At 51.2% G+C, this 15,902-nt stretch carries 18 protein-coding genes; 10 read left to right on the top strand and 8 right to left on the bottom strand.

The features are described 5' to 3' along the window. Positions 1-6: 6 nt before the first annotated feature. Positions 7-306 carry a hypothetical protein gene (locus NBA72_RS02985; RefSeq protein WP_031612860.1) on the bottom strand — a complete coding sequence of 100 codons (300 nt, stop codon included), beginning with the start codon at positions 304-306 and terminating at the stop codon, positions 7-9. Further along, positions 281-460 (bottom strand): hypothetical protein, encoded by a 180-nt coding sequence (locus NBA72_RS02980; protein WP_010989024.1) that lies wholly within the window; start codon positions 458-460, stop codon positions 281-283. The genes NBA72_RS02985 and NBA72_RS02980 overlap by 26 nt, the downstream gene beginning before the upstream one ends. A 34-nt stretch (positions 461-494) precedes the next feature. Here NBA72_RS02980 and steC point away from each other — a divergent pair, with 34 nt between their 5' ends. Beyond that, positions 495-1,868: an SPI-2 type III secretion system effector kinase SteC gene (gene steC / locus NBA72_RS02975; RefSeq protein WP_065310883.1), complete on the top strand. Its 1,374-nt coding sequence runs from the start codon at positions 495-497 to the stop codon at positions 1,866-1,868. Between the two features lie 466 nt (positions 1,869-2,334). Then, the gene (locus NBA72_RS02970) at positions 2,335-3,042 is read left to right on the top strand and encodes an EAL domain-containing protein (protein ID WP_042947141.1); all 708 of its coding nucleotides are present in this window, start codon (positions 2,335-2,337) and stop codon (positions 3,040-3,042) included. A gap of 15 nt (positions 3,043-3,057) precedes the next feature. On the opposite strand, the gene sapF is transcribed toward NBA72_RS02970, so the two are convergent. The 6 genes from sapF to pspF all read right to left on the bottom strand — a co-directional run bounded on the left by sapF (position 3,058) and on the right by pspF (position 9,438). Then, positions 3,058-3,864: a peptide ABC transporter ATP-binding protein SapF gene (sapF, locus tag NBA72_RS02965; protein ID WP_000230462.1), complete on the bottom strand. Its 807-nt coding sequence runs from the start codon at positions 3,862-3,864 to the stop codon at positions 3,058-3,060. Between the two features lies 1 nt (position 3,865). After that, positions 3,866-4,858 carry a peptide ABC transporter ATP-binding protein SapD gene (gene sapD, locus NBA72_RS02960; RefSeq protein WP_001649208.1) on the bottom strand — a complete coding sequence of 331 codons (993 nt, stop codon included), beginning with the start codon at positions 4,856-4,858 and terminating at the stop codon, positions 3,866-3,868. Then, the gene (gene sapC / locus NBA72_RS02955) at positions 4,858-5,748 is read right to left on the bottom strand and encodes a peptide ABC transporter permease SapC (protein ID WP_001146150.1); all 891 of its coding nucleotides are present in this window, start codon (positions 5,746-5,748) and stop codon (positions 4,858-4,860) included. The genes sapD and sapC overlap by 1 nt, the downstream gene beginning before the upstream one ends. Further along, positions 5,735-6,700 (bottom strand): peptide ABC transporter permease SapB, encoded by a 966-nt coding sequence (gene sapB / locus NBA72_RS02950; protein WP_000583298.1) that lies wholly within the window; start codon positions 6,698-6,700, stop codon positions 5,735-5,737. Before sapB ends, sapC begins: the two co-directional genes overlap by 14 nt. Then, positions 6,697-8,346, bottom strand: a complete 1,650-nt coding sequence (gene sapA, locus NBA72_RS02945; protein WP_001241628.1) for a peptide ABC transporter substrate-binding protein SapA — start codon at positions 8,344-8,346, stop codon at positions 6,697-6,699. The genes sapB and sapA overlap by 4 nt, the downstream gene beginning before the upstream one ends. Positions 8,347-8,457: 111 nt before the next feature. Continuing rightward, complete coding sequence (gene pspF / locus NBA72_RS02940; protein ID WP_000807306.1) at positions 8,458-9,438, bottom strand: phage shock protein operon transcriptional activator; 981 nt, start codon at positions 9,436-9,438, stop codon at positions 8,458-8,460. A gap of 170 nt (positions 9,439-9,608) precedes the next feature. Here pspF and pspA point away from each other — a divergent pair, with 170 nt between their 5' ends. From pspA to tyrR, 8 genes are all read left to right on the top strand, one after another. Continuing rightward, positions 9,609-10,277 (top strand): phage shock protein PspA, encoded by a 669-nt coding sequence (gene pspA, locus NBA72_RS02935; RefSeq protein WP_023216549.1) that lies wholly within the window; start codon positions 9,609-9,611, stop codon positions 10,275-10,277. A gap of 59 nt (positions 10,278-10,336) precedes the next feature. Beyond that, on the top strand, positions 10,337-10,561 hold the full coding sequence (gene pspB / locus NBA72_RS02930) for an envelope stress response membrane protein PspB (RefSeq protein WP_001274953.1): 225 nt from the start codon (positions 10,337-10,339) through the stop codon (positions 10,559-10,561). Continuing rightward, on the top strand, positions 10,561-10,920 hold the full coding sequence (gene pspC, locus NBA72_RS02925; protein WP_000508938.1) for an envelope stress response membrane protein PspC: 360 nt from the start codon (positions 10,561-10,563) through the stop codon (positions 10,918-10,920). Before pspB ends, pspC begins: the two co-directional genes overlap by 1 nt. 22 nt (positions 10,921-10,942) lie before the next feature. Beyond that, positions 10,943-11,161, top strand: a complete 219-nt coding sequence (gene pspD, locus NBA72_RS02920) for a phage shock protein PspD (protein WP_001097607.1) — start codon at positions 10,943-10,945, stop codon at positions 11,159-11,161. 75 nt (positions 11,162-11,236) lie between these two features. Continuing rightward, positions 11,237-11,551 (top strand): thiosulfate sulfurtransferase PspE, encoded by a 315-nt coding sequence (pspE, locus tag NBA72_RS02915; protein ID WP_000913432.1) that lies wholly within the window; start codon positions 11,237-11,239, stop codon positions 11,549-11,551. Positions 11,552-11,699: 148 nt separating this feature from the next. Next, positions 11,700-13,097, top strand: coding sequence for a YcjX family protein (locus NBA72_RS02910; RefSeq protein ID WP_042947148.1), 1,398 nt, complete (start codon positions 11,700-11,702; stop codon positions 13,095-13,097). Continuing rightward, a complete protein-coding gene (locus NBA72_RS02905; RefSeq protein WP_042947150.1) occupies positions 13,094-14,155 on the top strand; it encodes a YcjF family protein in 1,062 nt (353 codons plus the stop codon). The genes NBA72_RS02910 and NBA72_RS02905 overlap by 4 nt, the downstream gene beginning before the upstream one ends. A 147-nt stretch (positions 14,156-14,302) precedes the next feature. Continuing rightward, a complete protein-coding gene (gene tyrR / locus NBA72_RS02900; RefSeq protein ID WP_001235493.1) occupies positions 14,303-15,844 on the top strand; it encodes a transcriptional regulator TyrR in 1,542 nt (513 codons plus the stop codon). Positions 15,845-15,902: the final 58 nt, after the last annotated feature.

The raw sequence follows: 15,902 nt of genomic DNA, 5'->3' as shown, positions 1-15,902 counted from the left end.
CGTGTGTCACGCTATTTTTCCGCCGCTCTCTCCGGCAGGTGACGTTCTAAAACCACACGGTAACAAAGTCCCTGAGGATTTTGAGCACTCCCCAGGGCCAAACTGGCAAATCAAAGAGTCTAATGGGACAGGCCCTACGGTGCAGTATACCAGCTGGTGTAAGGTTCGCCTCATCCAACCAGAGACACCGGGACGGATAGCAAGTACGATAGCGATGCGCCTTCCACCAGACAAATAAAGGTTCTGTAGGAAGCCTGAATATTCATCCGAATGGTTTACCTCACCTATTAGCAATGTTATGGACATGTAATTTTAACCAGCAAATGCTTAACAAAAATAATTTCTTTTTTAGGTGCTGAAGGTTTTCTCTATTTATTGATGCAGAGTAATACTGAATATGAAAAATTTTGGAAATCAGGTGATTACAGTAGTTACAAATCAGGTTTTTATATGTTTGCATGTATATTATAATAAATTTTCAGAGGATGAGACATATGCCGTTTACATTTCAGATCGGAAATCATAGTTGCCAGATATCAGAAAGGTATTTAAGAGATATCATCGATAATAAAAGAGAGCATGTTTTTTCAACGTGTGAGAAATTTATAGATTTTTTCAGGAATATATTCACCAAGCGAAGTTTAATTTCTGACTATAGAGAAATATATAATCTACTGTGCCAAAAAAACGAGCATCCCGATATTAAAGGGCCTTTCTCTCCAGGACCATTTTCGAAGCGAGATGAAGACTGTACACGATGGCGCCCCCTTCTTGGATATATTAAACTTATTGATGCCTCCAGGCCTGAAACAAGAGATAAATACACTGTAGAAGTATTAGCGTATCAAGAAAATATGTTACTACTACAGATGTTTTACGATGGAGTATTAGTGACCGAGACGGAGTGTTCTGAGCGTTGCGTCGATTTTTTAAAAGAAACGATGTTTAATTATAATTCCGGGGAAATTACGCTTACCGCTTTGGATAATGATAACCAGCCGCCGAGCGAAGCAGGTAGTAATGGAATCTATGAGGCTTTTGAGCAACGTTTGATAGACTTCCTGACCACGCCCGCCACGGCGTCTGGTGATGAGAGCGGCGCTACTGATCAGACGGATGCATCACAACCAGCGGCAATAGAGGCGTTTATTAACTCGCCGGAGTTTCAGAAAAATATTCGCATGCGTGATATTGAAAAAAATAAAATAGGTAGCGGAAGTTATGGGACAGTCTATCGGTTACATGAAGAATTTGTTGTTAAGATTCCAATTAATGAGCGGGGAATAAAAGTGGATGTTAACTCTCCGGAACATCGTAATTGTCATCCTGATCGTGTCAGTAAGTATTTGAACATGGCCAATGGCGACAAGGATTTTTCTCGTTCGGCCTCCATGAATATTAATGGTAAAGACGTTACGGTTTTAGTTTCAAAATATATTCAAGGTCGGGAGTTCGATATTGAAGATGAAGACAACTATCGAATGGCGGAGGCGCTTCTTAAATCCCGGGGGGTTTTTATGCATGATATAAATATCTTAGGTAATATTCTGATTAAAGAAGGGGTTCTTTTCTTTGTGGATGGCGATCAAATCGTGTTGTCACAAGAATCCCGGCAACAGCGAAGCGTTTCTCTTGCAACAAGGCAACTGGAAGAGCAAATTAAGGCCCATCACCTGATAAAATTAAAGCGGGCAGAGACCGAAGAAAATACTGAAGATATTGAATATTATAAGTCACTTATTGCGGATCTTGATGCGTTAATCGGAGAGGAAGAACAGACACCTGCGCCAGGAAGACGTTTTAAACTAGCCGCGCCTGAGGAAGGGACTCTTGTGGCTAAGGTATTAAAGAATGAATTAAAAAAATAGCATTTAGTTCAGTTCTTTTCTGCGAATCGCCGGGGGCTCATTCGCTACAGATTTGCCGATCAATTATTGAGAGTTGCTATTCGCTTAAAGGTCGTTCGGGGGATCTGGACAGCCTGTAGCGGAGATGCAACTCGCCATTAGGGTTGGCGATGCCGCGCTGCCATAGTGGGTGAAATGCCACGCGATGGTGCAACACCATTAACTCGCCTTGATTTTTCCCCTCTGCCTGACAAGAAAAACCTGGCTTTACGGATGGTCTCATGCCGTCGTATTAGCGTTGTTCGGCGTAGTATGTAAATTTCCTTATAGCAATAGAAGAACATTCTCAAAACATAAAATTAGCAAGTTATCATGAAGTTAACATATATTGTTTTTTTCGATCATTTTTTATATATTGATCGTTTTTATTGATTGATTTGCGTTAAAAGCGCATTATCAGGGAGTTAAGATCAAGTGGAGTGGTCACATGCGCTATTTTTTTATGGCAGAGCCGATAAGGGCAATGGAGGGGGATTTACTGGGTGTCGAAATTATTACCCATTTTGCATCGTCGCCAGCTCGTCCGCTACACCCTGAGTTTGTTATCTCGTCATGGGACAATTCGCAGAAGCGCCGTTTTCTGCTTGATCTGTTGCGGACAATCGCGGCCAAACATGGCTGGTTTCTACGCCACGGCCTGTTCTGTATCATAAATATCGATCGGGGTATGGCGCAGTTTGTCCTTCAGGACAAAGATATTCGCGCATTACTACACGCCATGCTATTTGTGGAGCTGCAGGTCGCTGAACATTTTTCATGTCAAGATAACGCCTTAATCGATCCTTTAATACACGCGCTTCATAAGCAACCTAATCCATTATGGCTGGGCGACCTGGGCGTAGGGAACGCAACCGCTGCGCCATTAGTTTGCGGGTGTTTTAGCGGCGTAAAACTTGACCGCAGCTTTTTTGTCTCACAAATTGAAAAAATGACGTTTCCGCTGCTCGTCAAACATATCCGGCATTATTGTGACAAGATTGTGGTGGGTGGCCAGGAAAACGCACGCTATTTGTCGGCGTTAAAAACGGCAGGCATTTGGGCAACCCAGGGCACGTTATTTCCTTCCGTTGCGTTAGAAGAGGTTGAAACATTGCTGTTGGGCAGTCGCATGAACACCCTCAGAGAATCGAACTGAGGGTATTTGTTTCGCTTAGCGATCCTTTCGCCATGCGTCAGCGGTCAGCGCCTCGCCAAAATGGCCTGCGATTAAACGGCGGGTAAGCTCATGTAGCGGAGAGGCGAGCACATCGGCGGTGCTGCCGCGTTCAACCACTTCCCCCTGATGCATCACTAATACCTGATCGCTAATATGTTTCATCATGCCGATATGCTGCGTGACATAGATATAGGAGATGCCTTGTTTTTCCTGCAATTCAAGCATCAGATTGATGAGCTGCGAGCGCATGGACATATCAAGCGAAGCCAGCGCTTCGTCCGCGATAATGACTTTAGGGCGTAAAATCAGCGCGCGGGCCAGGCCCAGACGCTGTTTCTGCCCCGGCGCCAGCATATGCGGGTAGTAGCTCACGTGATCGGGCAATAGCCCCACCATACGCATCGTCTCGACAATCTGTTTGCGCCGCTGTTCCGGCTCCAGATCGGTATTAAGGCGCAGGGGGAAGTCAAGGATCTGCGAAATACGTTGACGTGGATTCAGTGACGTTGAGGGGTCCTGAAAAATCATTCGAATACGTTGGCTTCGAAACGAATAGTCGCCGTAATGCAGGGGATGATCGTCAATGAGAAGCTCGCCGCTGGTGGGTTCAATCATGCCGGCCAGCATCTTTGCCAGCGTGGATTTGCCGGAACCGTTTTCGCCGATAATGGCCAGAGTCTGACGCTCACGAAGCGTAAAGCTTAATGGTTTCACGGCGTCGACGGTCTGGCGGCGAAACCATCCTGTCCGGTAGCGAAAGGTTTTACTCAGGTTGCGCACTTCAAGCAGAGTTTCCACCATATCACTCTCTCTCCATATTCAGCGGAAAATGACAGGCATAGAGATGATTTTTCGCGCCGGTTAAGCGTGGCGTGATAATGCATTCTCGTTGCGCGTAAGGGCAGCGCGGCCCCAGACGACAACCTATCGGTAACTGTTCCAGTAGCGGGATCGCACCCGGCAGCGTATTGAGACGGCTTTTATGCGGCATCGCGCTGCCAAAATCCGGAATCGCGCGGATAAGCGCCTGCGTATAAGGATGATGTGGCGTCGTCACCAGATCTTTACTTGGCGCGGTTTCTACCGTCTGGCCGCAGTATAAGACGTTGATTTTGTCAGCCCACTGACTCAGCATTTGCAGGTCGTGGCTAATCAACAGAATGGTGGTATTACTGTTTTGATTCAGTCGGGTCAGCAGGCGAAAAATTTGCGCCTGCGTCGTTGGTTCCATTGAGTTGGTGGGTTCATCAGCGATCAGGAGTCGCGGTTGATTCGCCAGCGCGATAGCGATCATAACTTTCTGACATTCGCCATCGGTTAGTTCATAGGGAAAACTGCGCATCGCGTCTTTATGATCTTTAATTCCCACCCGGTGCAGTAATTCAATTGCACGCCGTTTACGCCAGCCAAAACGCTGCCACCAGCGGCCTTTATAGGTCCAGGCGGGAATATTTTGCATTAACTGGCGGCCGACGCGTTCGGAAGGATCAAGGCACGACTGCGGCTCCTGGAAGATCATCGACACATTATGCCCGACCAGCTTACGCCGTTCACGAGAGGAGAGGCGCAGCAGATCGATATCATCAAAACGCATACGGTCGGCAGTGACTCGCCAGTTGTCTTTCGCGACGCCGCAAATAGCTTTAGCAATCAAGCTCTTTCCGGAACCCGATTCACCTACCAGGCCGCGAATTTCACCTTCGCTTAATGTCATACTGACGCGATCGACCGCTTTTACCCAACCTTCGCTGGTTTTAAATTCAATGGTGAGATTGCGGATATCCAGTAACGGCATTATTCCACCCCCGCAATAATCGCACGACGAATCCCATCTCCGAGCAGGTTTACCAGTAAAACACTGAGCGTTATCGCCGCGCCGGGTAGCATAACGGTCCACGGCGCGACATAGATTAGCTCCAGCGCATCCCCCAACATGGCGCCCCATTCAGGAGAGGGAAGCTGCGCGCCGAGATCTAAAAATCCCAGCGCGGCGATGTCCAGAATCGCCATCGACAGCGCCCGGGTAATTTCGGTGACCAGACCGGCGGTAATATTCGGTAAAATGGCGAACCACAGAATATTCAGCGTTGTCGCGCCATCCAGACGGGCGGCAATGACGTACTCTTTTTCCAGTTCATCATGCACCATGCTGTAGACGGAACGTACCATTCGCGGCAACAGGGCCAGCCAGACGGCAAACATCGCGTGTGACAGATGTGGGCCGGCAAATGCCACGACGATAATCGCCAGCAAGAGCGAAGGGATGGAAAGCAGCGTGTCCAGAATATGGTTCAGTACGGCAGAGCGTAAACCGTGAGTCGCGCCTGCCACTACGCCGAGGACTAATCCACATAGCGTAGCCGCCAGCGTTACGATAAACGCGCCGCCGACCGTGGGCGCCGCGCCGCTTAACAGGCGGCTCAGCACATCGCGCCCCAGATCGTCAGTCCCCAGAAAAAAGGAGACTTCGCCATAGCGTGACCAGGAGGGCGGCAGTAGCTGATAGCCCAGAAATTGCTGATCGATACCATAGGGCGCGATCCAGCCGCCAAAAATACACAGCAACGCCAGACCGGCACATCCATACAGACCCACCATCGCAGGCGCGTCGCTATAAAATTTGCGCCAGGCAGTGCGCAGGGTGCCTGGCGGGCGCTTTTCGCTGTATACGCTATCGTAAGGCATACCATTCCTTATGTTTCAGAGGGTTAGCCATAGCACCCAAAATATCGGAAATCACATTGACCACAATAACCAGCGAGCCAATGACCATCACGCCAGCGGAAATAGCGGCATAGTCCTGCTGACGAATGGCGTGAATTAACCATCGTCCCAGTCCTGGCCAGCTGAAAACCATTTCGGTAATCATCGCCAGCGTTAACATGGTTGAAAACTGCAGGCCAAGACGGGGAATGACCGGCGGCAGCGCATTATGCAACACGTGACGGCGTAAAATCGTAAAGCGCGACAAGCCGCGCGTGGCCGCCGCTTTAACGTAGTTCTGATCGTAGACCTCAATAGTGCTGATTCGCATCAGGCGGATCACTTCTGTGGTCGGCGCGACGGAAAGCGTGAGCACCGGTAAAACCATATGCCGTATGGCGCTCATCACCATTTCATCACGCCACGGCGAATCTGAAATCCAGGCGTCAATGATGGCGAAACCGGTAACCGGTTTAACTTCATAAAGCAGGTCAAATCGCCCGGATACCGGCAGCCACCCTAGCGTGAGCGAAAAGAACAGTGTGAGCAGAAGCGCCAGCCAGAAAACCGGAATTGAGAAACCTAATAGCGCCAGCGCGCTGATAAAACGATCCGGCCATTTGCTACGCGTCACGCCAGCCAGCATCCCGACCGGGATGCCGACCATTAGCGCAAAACCAAAGGCGAGAATGCACAGCTCCATCGTGGCGGGAAACACCTCTTTAAGCTGTTCGGAGATCAGTTGGCCGTTAATGCTGGACACGCCAAAGTCCCAGTGCAGCAGACCGTTGAACCAGAAAACCCAGGCATTCCATAATGATGCGCCTTGTAGCGGCGCGTGCGGCGTAAAATAGCTCAGGCTAAAGCCGATAAAGGTCAGGAAGAAGAGCGTCACCAGCAACAGCAATAACCGACGCAGGGTGAAGATAATCATGGTTTTTTCACCTCTTCGTGTTTTTCGCGGGAGACGCCGGCAAAAGACGCATTGCCGAACGGGCTTAACACCAGCCCTTTAATATCGTAGCGGTAAGCCTGCAGGCGTAGTGATGATGCCAGCGGCAGTATCGGCAGCTCTTTCTCCAGGATATTCTGCGCTTCCTCATATGCTTCTATGCGCGAAGCCAACTGCTGCGACGACAGTGCTTTACGCAGCACGCTGTCAAATTCAGGGTTACACCAGTGGGCGAAATTGGTTTGCGAATTGATGGCCGCACAGCTTAACAGTGGTCTGAAAAAGCTATCCGGATCGTTGCTGTCCGTGGCCCAGCCGGATAAGGTCAGATCGTGATTCATATCCATCAGGCGCGCCTCCTGAAAACGACCTTCAACCGGCACAATGACCACTTTTACGCCAACCTGCGCCATATCCGCCTGAATAAGCTCCGCCGTTTTTAGCGGACTTGGGTTCCAGGCCTGAGAACTGGTCGGCACCCAGAGATGCAGCGTAAGATTCTCAATGCCCAGCGCTTTTAGCTGTTCGCGCGATTTTTCCGGATTGTACTCCGTAATTTTGGCATCGTTATCGTAAGCCCATGAGGCTCTCGGTAAAATGGAGGCTGCGGTTTCCGCCGTGCCGTAATAAATCGACTGCATCAGACGCTGGTTGTTGATCGATAAGGCCAGCGCATGGCGCACTGCGGGATTATTCAACGGCGGCTTATCGGTGTTAAAGGCCAGATAGGCGATATTCATCCCCGGGCGCAACGTCAGACGTAAACGCGGATCGTCGCGTAAAATAGTTAGCTGGCTGGCGGCGGGCCAGGCCAGAACATCGCATTCACCGGTCAGTAATTTCGATAAACGCCCGGTACCGCCGGAGCCTAAATCCACCACCACTTGCGGCATCAGCGGTTTGCCGCGCCAAAACCCATCGTGGCGCTGGAGACGAATAAACTGTCCGGCACGGTACTCCGAAAGCTGGAAAGGCCCGGTGCCGACCGGTTGGCGGTCTAGCAGTTCCTGGCGATCTTTTCGGCTAAGCTGCGCGGCGTACTCAGCGGACATGACGGAAGCGTAGTGTGTGGCCAGATGCCATAAAAAGGAGGCGTCTGGCTGCGTCAGGCGAAACTCAACGGTGTTATTGTCCAGCTTACGCACGCTTTTTACATTGTCGGCGAACTGTAGGCTATCAAAGTAGGGGAAGCTACTGCCGTTGATGTTATGCCACGGATGCCGACGATCGAAAATCCGCTGAAAGGTAAAGACGACATCATCAGCATTGAGTTTTCGGGTCGGCGTAAACCAGGCTGTTTTTTGAAAGGAAACGTCGCGGCGCAGGTGAAAACGGTACGTTGCCCCGTTATCCAGCACTTCCCAGCTTTCTGCCAGCTCTGGGACTAAACGATAAGTATAGGGATCGACATCCAACAGGCGGTCATATAACTGGGCTGCCAGGGTATCGACGATGAGGCCGCTGCTCGCTTTTTGCGGATTAAAGGTGTTGACCTGCCCGCTGACACAATACACAAAGCCGCTATCGCGAATATCTGCACTCGCAGTTTGTTCGGGCGCAGTCGCAGCCGTAGCCTGACTACTCAGTAGACCCGCTATCACGATCAGAGACGATAAAACCAGGCGCATAATAGTTAAGTTTTTGAAGTTCAATTTGCAAAGTGTATCGCACTTCGGCCCGCCACGTAAAAATGTCGGTGGATAACTGGCGTAAATGTCGTCAATTAGCCGGAGAAATAGCTAAAGCTGATGCTTTTTAAGCAAGGCGCGAAACTGGTGGTAGGTGAGCGCCAGCAAATCGGCGGCTCGTTTCTGGTTAAATTTCGCCTGCTGTAAGCTACGTTGCAGCAGCGCTTTTTCCTGTTGCAGTTGAAACTCACGTAATTTGAGCGGCAGGTCAGGCGTGACGGATGCCGCTGGCAGGGCGGGCGCGGGCGGTTCAGCGGGATGGCGTTGAAAAGGATCGATAACAATTTCATCCAAAGGATGTTCACTGCTGCCGTGGCGATACACTGAACGTTCGACTACGTTTTTCAGCTCGCGGACATTACCCGGCCAGGCGTAATGCAACAACGTTTCTTTTGCCCGATCGGTAAAACCGGGAAATAAGGGCAGACGTAGCTCACGACACATCTGAATAGCAAAATGCTCGGCCATCAGCATGATATCGCTCTGGCGTTCGCGCAGCGGCGGCAGTTGTACAACATCAAAAGCCAGCCTGTCGAGCAGATCGGCACGAAATGTCCCTTCCTTCACCATGGCGGGTAAATCGGCATTAGTGGCGCATACTAATCGCACATTAACCTGTAACGGCTGGCTGCCGCCGACGCGCTCTAGCTCGCCATATTCAATCACCCGCAGCAGCTTTTCCTGTACCAGCATCGGCGCTGTCGCCAGTTCATCCAAAAACAGCGTGCCGCCATCGGCGCGTTCAAAGCGACCGGGATGGCGTTTTTGCGCCCCGGTAAAAGCACCCGCTTCATGACCAAACAGTTCGGAGTCCAGCAGGTTTTCGTTAAGCGCCGCGCAGTTAAGCGAGATAAGCGGCCCCTGCCAGCGTGAAGAGAGATAGTGCAGGCGATTGGCGATAAGTTCTTTACCCGTACCGCGTTCGCCAATAATCAGCACTGGCTTATCCAGCGGCGCGAGCCGGGAGACTTGTTCCAGTACTTCAAGAAAACGGTTTGCCTCGCCGAGCAGGTTATCTTTAAATTCAGCCATGATGAAAATCGCCACTTGTTAGTGTTTTTCACCACTTTATCCTTTTTTGCTGGCGAGGTAAAACGAAACAATTTCTTTATTATCAGTGATATGAAAAGTTGGCACGCAAATTGTATTAATCATGTAGCAGGGCATCGCCCGTTATCAGAACATTATGTGAGGATTGAATTATGGGTATTTTTTCTCGTTTTGCCGACATCGTGAACGCCAATATCAATGCGTTGTTGGAAAAAGCGGAAGATCCGCAGAAGCTGGTGCGCCTGATGATTCAGGAGATGGAAGATACGCTGGTGGAGGTTCGCTCGAACTCCGCGCGTGCTTTAGCGGAAAAGAAACAGTTATCCCGTCGTATTGAACAGGCCACGACTCAGCAGACCGAGTGGCAGGAAAAAGCGGAACTGGCTCTGCGCAAAGATAAAGACGATCTGGCGCGCGCCGCATTGATTGAAAAACAAAAGCTGACCGATTTAATTACTACGCTTGAACAGGAAGTCACGCTGGTGGATGACACGCTGGCGCGCATGAAGAAAGAGATTGGCGAGCTGGAAAACAAACTCAGCGAAACACGCGCTCGCCAGCAGGCGCTGATGCTGCGTCATCAGGCGGCGAGTTCTTCCCGTGATGTCCGTCGTCAGCTTGACAGCGGCAAACTGGATGAAGCCATGGCGCGGTTTGAATCCTTTGAACGTCGTATCGATCAAATGGAAGCGGAAGCGGAAAGCCATCGTTTTGGTAAGCAGCAATCGCTGGACCAACAGTTTGCCAACCTGAAAGCCGATGATGAAATCAGCGAGCAGCTGGCGCAGTTGAAAGCCAAAATGAAGCAAGATAATCAATAATGACAATGGCGGCGCCGATACGCGCCGTCGCTCATCAGCTTTAGGTGTAAGGAGAACGCATGAGCGCGCTATTTCTGGCCATCCCGTTAACCATTTTTGTGTTGTTTGTGTTACCGATTTGGCTGTGGCTGCATTACAGCAACCGCGCTGGTCGGGGAGAACTGTCGCAAAGCGAGCAGCAACGCTTACTGCAACTCACAGACGACGCGCAACGTATGCGCGAGCGCATTCAGGCGCTGGAAGACATTCTTGATGCAGAGCATCCGAACTGGAGAGAGCGCTAATGGGTGGAATCAATCTGAATAAAAAACTATGGCGTATGCCGCAAAAGGGCATGGTGCGTGGCGTTTGCGCCGGGATCGCCGACTACCTTGATGTACCGGTAAAACTGGTGCGTATTCTGGTCGTGCTGTCGATTTTCTTTGGGCTGGCGTTTTTTACCGTAGTGGCCTATATCGTTCTGTCTTTTGTACTGGACCCTATGCCGGATAATCTGGCCGCAGGCAAACCGCAGCCGACCAGCGGCGAACTGCTGGATACCGTAGACAGAGAGCTTGCCGCAGGCGAAAAGCGTTTGCGAGAAATGGAACGCTACGTCACGTCAGATACGTTCACATTGCGTAGTCGTTTCCGTCAACTGTAAGTGATATATCTGGAAGGTGAAGATGAATACTCGCTGGCAACGCGCCGGGCAGAAGGTGAAGCCCGGCTTCAAAATAGCAGGTAAGCTGGTTCTGTTGACCGCGTTACGCTACGGGCCTGCCGGCGTGGCGGGATGGGCGGTAAAATCCGTCGCCCGTCGTCCGCTAAAAATGTTGCTGGCGTTTGCGCTGGAGCCAGTACTTCGTAAGGCGGCGAATAAAATTTCGCAGCGTTACAAATAGCGAGTCTGGTCATAATATTTCGTTAAGCTCTGGCGTATAGTGTGTGCGAAATACATTACGTGTCAGGACGGAAGTATGTTGAAAAAAGGAATATTTGCGTTAGCGTTATTCGTAGCCATGCCGCTTTATGCCGCAGAATACTGGATAGATGTCCGCATTCCGGAACAATATCAGCGTGAGCATATTCAGGGCGCGATTAATATCCCATTGAAGGAGATTAAATCTCATATCGAAACGGTAGTTCCAGACAGGAACGATACGGTAAAGTTATATTGCAACTCCGGACGACAGTCGGGCATGGCAAAACAAATGTTGCTTGATATGGGGTATACGCACGCGATGAATATGGGCGGCATCAGTCGTCTTGATATGCCGAAAGTAAAAAAATAGATAATCTATTGCTCAATACTCATACTAACCGCGGCGCTTAATGCGCCGTTGTTGATCTCTCCGGGTAGTTGATAATAACGTTTTTGCACATATCTATAACGCAGGCTCGTTATTATTTTTTCTTCTCTTCAGGCTCAACAGGATGTCAATGAAGCGACTTAAAACTGAACTCAACGCGCTGGTCAATCGTGGGGTAGACAGGCATTTGCGTCTTGCCGTAACCGGGTTGAGCCGCAGCGGTAAAACAGCGTTTATCACGGCGATGGTTAACCAGTTGCTTAATGTCCACGCGGGCGCGCGCTTACCGTTGCTCAGCGCGGTACGCGAAGAACGCCTGCTTGGCGTAAAGCGCGTGCCTCAACGTGATTTTGGTATTCCCCGTTTTACCTACGACGAGGGGATACTTCAGCTTTATGGCAATCCTCCCGCCTGGCCCACACCGACGCGCGGCGTCAGTGAGATTCGGCTGGCGTTGCGCTATCGCTCAAACGACTCGCTGCTGCGCCATTTTAAAGATACCTCGACATTGTATCTGGAGATTGTGGACTATCCAGGGGAATGGTTACTCGATCTGCCCATGCTGGCTCAGGATTATTTAAGCTGGTCCCGTCAGATGAACGGCTTGTTACAAGGACAACGCGCTGAGTGGGCCGCAAAATGGCGGCAACTTTGCGACGGGCTCGATCCGCTGGCGCCCGCCGATGAAAACCGGCTGGCGGAGATTGCCGTCGCCTGGACGGATTATTTGCATCAGTGTAAATCGCAGGGATTGCACTTTATTCAGCCTGGACGGTTTGTTTTGCCGGGCGATATGGCGGGTGCGCCAGCGTTGCAGTTTTTCCCGTGGCCGGATGTGGACGCCTTCGGCGAGTCAAAACTGGCGCAGGCGGATAAGCAGACCAACGCTGGAATGCTGCGCGAACGCTTTAACTACTATTGCGAAAAAGTGGTCAAAGGGTTCTATAAAAATCATTTTCTACGCTTTGATCGCCAGATTGTACTGGTCGACTGTCTGCAACCACTTAATAGCGGGCCGCAGGCGTTTAATGATATGCGTCTCGCTTTAACGCAGCTGATGCAAAGTTTTCACTATGGCCAGCGAACTCTGTTTCGCCGCTTGTTTTCGCCGGTGATTGATAAATTGCTGTTCGCCGCGACGAAAGCCGACCATGTCACCCTCGACCAACATGCCAATATGGTGGCCTTGCTCCAGCAGCTTATTCAGGATGCCTGGCAAAATGCCGCGTTTGAAGGCATTAGTATGGATTGCCTGGGGCTGGCGTCGGTACAGGCGACCACCAGCGGCGTGATTGAGGTCAACGGTGAAAAAATCCCGGCTTTACGTGGAAACCGTTTGAGTGACGGCGCGCCGTTAACCGTGTACCCCGGCGAAGTGCCTTCGCGTTTGCCAGGGCAAGCGTTTTGGGATAGTCAGGGTTTTCAGTTCGAAGCCTTTCGTCCACAGGTGATGGATGTTGATAAACCGTTACCACATATTCGTCTGGACGCTGCGCTGGAGTTTTTAATAGGAGATAAGCTGCGATGAGCGAACCGTTAAAACCGCGTATTGATTTTGCAGAACCGCTAAAGGAGGAGTCTACGTCGGCCTTCAAAGTGCAGCAAACTTTCAGCGAAGCGGAGTCGCGTACATTTGCGCCTGCAGCTATCGATGAGCGCCCGGAAGACGAAGGCGTGGCAGAAGCGGCGGTCGATGCCGCGCTGCGCCCCAAACGCAGTCTGTGGCGTAAAATGGTGATGGGAGGGCTGGCGCTGTTTGGCGCGAGCGTGGTCGGGCAAGGCGTACAGTGGACAATGAATGCCTGGCAAACTCAGGACTGGGTCGCTTTAGGCGGCTGTGCCGCAGGCGCGCTGATCATTGGCGCTGGCGTGGGATCGGTGGTCACGGAGTGGCGGCGGTTATGGCGCTTGCGCCAGCGGGCGCATGAACGCGATGAAGCGCGTGAACTGTTACATAGCCATAGCGTCGGGAAAGGTCGCGCATTTTGCGAAAAACTGGCGCAGCAGGCGGGGATTGATCAATCACATCCGGCATTACAACGTTGGTATGCCGCTATTCACGAAACGCAAAACGACAGGGAAATCGTCGGTTTGTATGCGCATCTGGTACAGCCGGTACTTGACGCGCAAGCGCGACGTGAGATTAGCCGTTTCGCCGCGGAATCGACTCTGATGATCGCCGTCAGCCCGTTAGCGTTGGTGGATATGGCGTTTATTGCCTGGCGTAATTTACGCCTGATTAACCGTATCGCAACGCTGTATGGCATTGAACTTGGTTATTACAGCCGCCTTCGTCTGTTCCGTCTGGTGTTGCTGAATATCGCGTTCGCGGGGGCCAGTGAGCTGGTGCGTGAAGTCGGTATGGACTGGATGTCTCAGGATCTGGCCGCACGCTTGTCCACGCGCGCGGCGCAGGGGATTGGCGCAGGCCTCCTTACCGCTCGACTGGGAATAAAAGCGATGGAGCTATGTCGACCATTGCCGTGGATCGACAACGATAAACCACGTCTCGGTGATTTTCGTCGTCAGCTTATCGGTCAGCTAAAAGAGACGCTGCAAAAGAGTAAGTCGTCGCCTGAGAAATGACCTTCCACAGGGCGCTGATTGCCTGGCTTTACGCCGCAGCGCCCGTTTTTCCGCCATGCTGTCAATATTTGTTGACAGAATCCTTCCTGCCAGCCGAATAGTGTCTTATCATCTATTTAATGGTTCATTATTCAGGTGAAGGTTCCCATGCGTCTGGAAGTCTTTTGTGAAGACCGACTTGGTCTGACCCGCGAATTACTTGATTTACTGGTGTTACGTAGCATTGATTTACGCGGAATCGAGATTGATCCCATTGGGCGAATTTATCTTAATTTTGCTGAGCTGGAATTCACCGACTTTAGCAGCCTGATGGCCGAAATCCGCCGTATTTCCGGCGTAACGGATGTCCGTACCGTTCCCTGGATGCCGTCCGAACGTGAACATCTGGCCCTGAGCGCGCTGCTTGAGGCGTTGCCGGAGCCGGTGCTCTCATTGGATATGAAGAGTAAAGTGGAGATGGCGAACCCGGCGAGTTGTCAACTTTTTGCCCAGAGCCAGGAGCGAATGCGGCACCATACCGCCGCACAATTAATCAACGGCTTCAATTTTCAGCGCTGGCTGGACGGTAACCCGCAAAGCTCCCATAACGAACATGTCGTAATCAACGGGCAAAACTTCCTGATGGAGATTACGCCGGTACATTTACAAAACGAAAATGACGAATACGTGTTGACCGGGGCGGTCGTGATGTTGCGTTCCACGATTCGTATGGGGCAGCAGCTACAGAATTTGTCCACGCAGGATCTGAGCGCGTTTAGTCAGATTATTGCCGTGAGCGCAAAGATGAAGCACGTCGTTGAGCAGGCGCGCAAACTGGCGATGCTCAGCGCGCCGCTGCTGATTACCGGCGATACGGGAACCGGCAAAGATCTTTTCGCCTATGCCTGTCATCAGGCAAGCCCTCGTTCAGCGAAGCCGTATCTGGCGCTCAACTGCGCTTCAATCCCGGAAGATGCGGTAGAAAGCGAACTATTTGGCCATGCGCCGGAAGGTAAAAAAGGCTTTTTTGAACAGGCGAATGGCGGCTCGGTGCTGCTGGATGAAATTGGCGAAATGTCGCCGCGTATGCAGGCGAAGCTGCTACGTTTTCTCAACGATGGTACGTTCCGTCGCGTCGGCGAAGATCACGAAATTCATGTTGATGTCCGCGTTATCTGCGCCACGCAGAAAAATCTGGTGGAGCTGGTGCAAAAAGGACTGTTCCGCGAAGATCTCTATTATCGACTTAACGTTCTGACGCTTAATTTGCCGCCGTTGCGCGATTGTCCGCAGGATATTATGCCGTTGACCGAACTGTTCGTGGCGCGTTTTGCCGACGAACAGGGCGTTCCGCGACCGAAACTGTCTGCCGATCTGAGTACGGTCCTCACTCGTTACGGCTGGCCGGGTAACGTTCGCCAGCTTAAAAATGCGATTTACCGGGCGCTGACGCAACTGGAAGGGTATGAGCTGCGTCCGCAGGATATCCTGCTGCCTGACTACGATGCCGCGACGGTGGCAGTCGGCGAGGATGCGATGGAAGGTTCGCTGGATGACATTACCAGTCGTTTTGAACGTTCTGTCCTTACTCAGCTTTATCGTAGCTATCCGAGTACGCGTAAACTGGCGAAACGGTTGGGGGTATCGCATACCGCGATTGCCAATAAGCTGCGTGAATATGGTCTGAGCCAGAAGAAGGGTGAAGAGTAGAAAAAAAGAAGGCCTCCGGATAGAGGCCTTCTTGTGACAAAAGAGCACCGCCTGTAGC

It is taken from the genome of Salmonella sp. NW1250, from assembly GCF_051812965.1.
In the GTDB taxonomy this organism is placed as follows: Bacteria; Pseudomonadota; Gammaproteobacteria; order Enterobacterales; family Enterobacteriaceae; genus Salmonella; species Salmonella enterica.
This window is presented reverse-complemented; position numbering and strand designations above follow the sequence as displayed.

Bases quoted from the DNA above. Each gene is read 5' to 3' on its own strand.
- sapC (WP_001146150.1), bottom strand. From the start codon at position 5,748: ATGCCTTACGATAGCGTATACAGCGAAAAGCGCCCGCCAGGCACCCTG.
- NBA72_RS02910 (WP_042947148.1), top strand. From the start codon at position 11,700: ATGAAGCGACTTAAAACTGAACTCAACGCGCTGGTCAATCGTGGGGTA.
- pspD (WP_001097607.1), top strand. From the start codon at position 10,943: ATGAATACTCGCTGGCAACGCGCCGGGCAGAAGGTGAAGCCCGGCTTC.
- pspC (WP_000508938.1), top strand. From the start codon at position 10,561: ATGGGTGGAATCAATCTGAATAAAAAACTATGGCGTATGCCGCAAAAG.
- sapA (WP_001241628.1), bottom strand. From the start codon at position 8,346: ATGCGCCTGGTTTTATCGTCTCTGATCGTGATAGCGGGTCTACTGAGT.
- sapB (WP_000583298.1), bottom strand. From the start codon at position 6,700: ATGATTATCTTCACCCTGCGTCGGTTATTGCTGTTGCTGGTGACGCTC.
- NBA72_RS02980 (WP_010989024.1), bottom strand. From the start codon at position 460: ATGCAAACATATAAAAACCTGATTTGTAACTACTGTAATCACCTGATT.
- sapD (WP_001649208.1), bottom strand. From the start codon at position 4,858: ATGCCGTTACTGGATATCCGCAATCTCACCATTGAATTTAAAACCAGC.
- pspE (WP_000913432.1), top strand. From the start codon at position 11,237: ATGTTGAAAAAAGGAATATTTGCGTTAGCGTTATTCGTAGCCATGCCG.
- pspF (WP_000807306.1), bottom strand. From the start codon at position 9,438: ATGGCTGAATTTAAAGATAACCTGCTCGGCGAGGCAAACCGTTTTCTT.
- NBA72_RS02970 (WP_042947141.1), top strand. From the start codon at position 2,335: ATGCGCTATTTTTTTATGGCAGAGCCGATAAGGGCAATGGAGGGGGAT.
- NBA72_RS02985 (WP_031612860.1), bottom strand. From the start codon at position 306: ATGTCCATAACATTGCTAATAGGTGAGGTAAACCATTCGGATGAATAT.
- pspA (WP_023216549.1), top strand. From the start codon at position 9,609: ATGGGTATTTTTTCTCGTTTTGCCGACATCGTGAACGCCAATATCAAT.
- pspB (WP_001274953.1), top strand. From the start codon at position 10,337: ATGAGCGCGCTATTTCTGGCCATCCCGTTAACCATTTTTGTGTTGTTT.
- tyrR (WP_001235493.1), top strand. From the start codon at position 14,303: ATGCGTCTGGAAGTCTTTTGTGAAGACCGACTTGGTCTGACCCGCGAA.
- steC (WP_065310883.1), top strand. From the start codon at position 495: ATGCCGTTTACATTTCAGATCGGAAATCATAGTTGCCAGATATCAGAA.
- sapF (WP_000230462.1), bottom strand. From the start codon at position 3,864: ATGGTGGAAACTCTGCTTGAAGTGCGCAACCTGAGTAAAACCTTTCGC.
- NBA72_RS02905 (WP_042947150.1), top strand. From the start codon at position 13,094: ATGAGCGAACCGTTAAAACCGCGTATTGATTTTGCAGAACCGCTAAAG.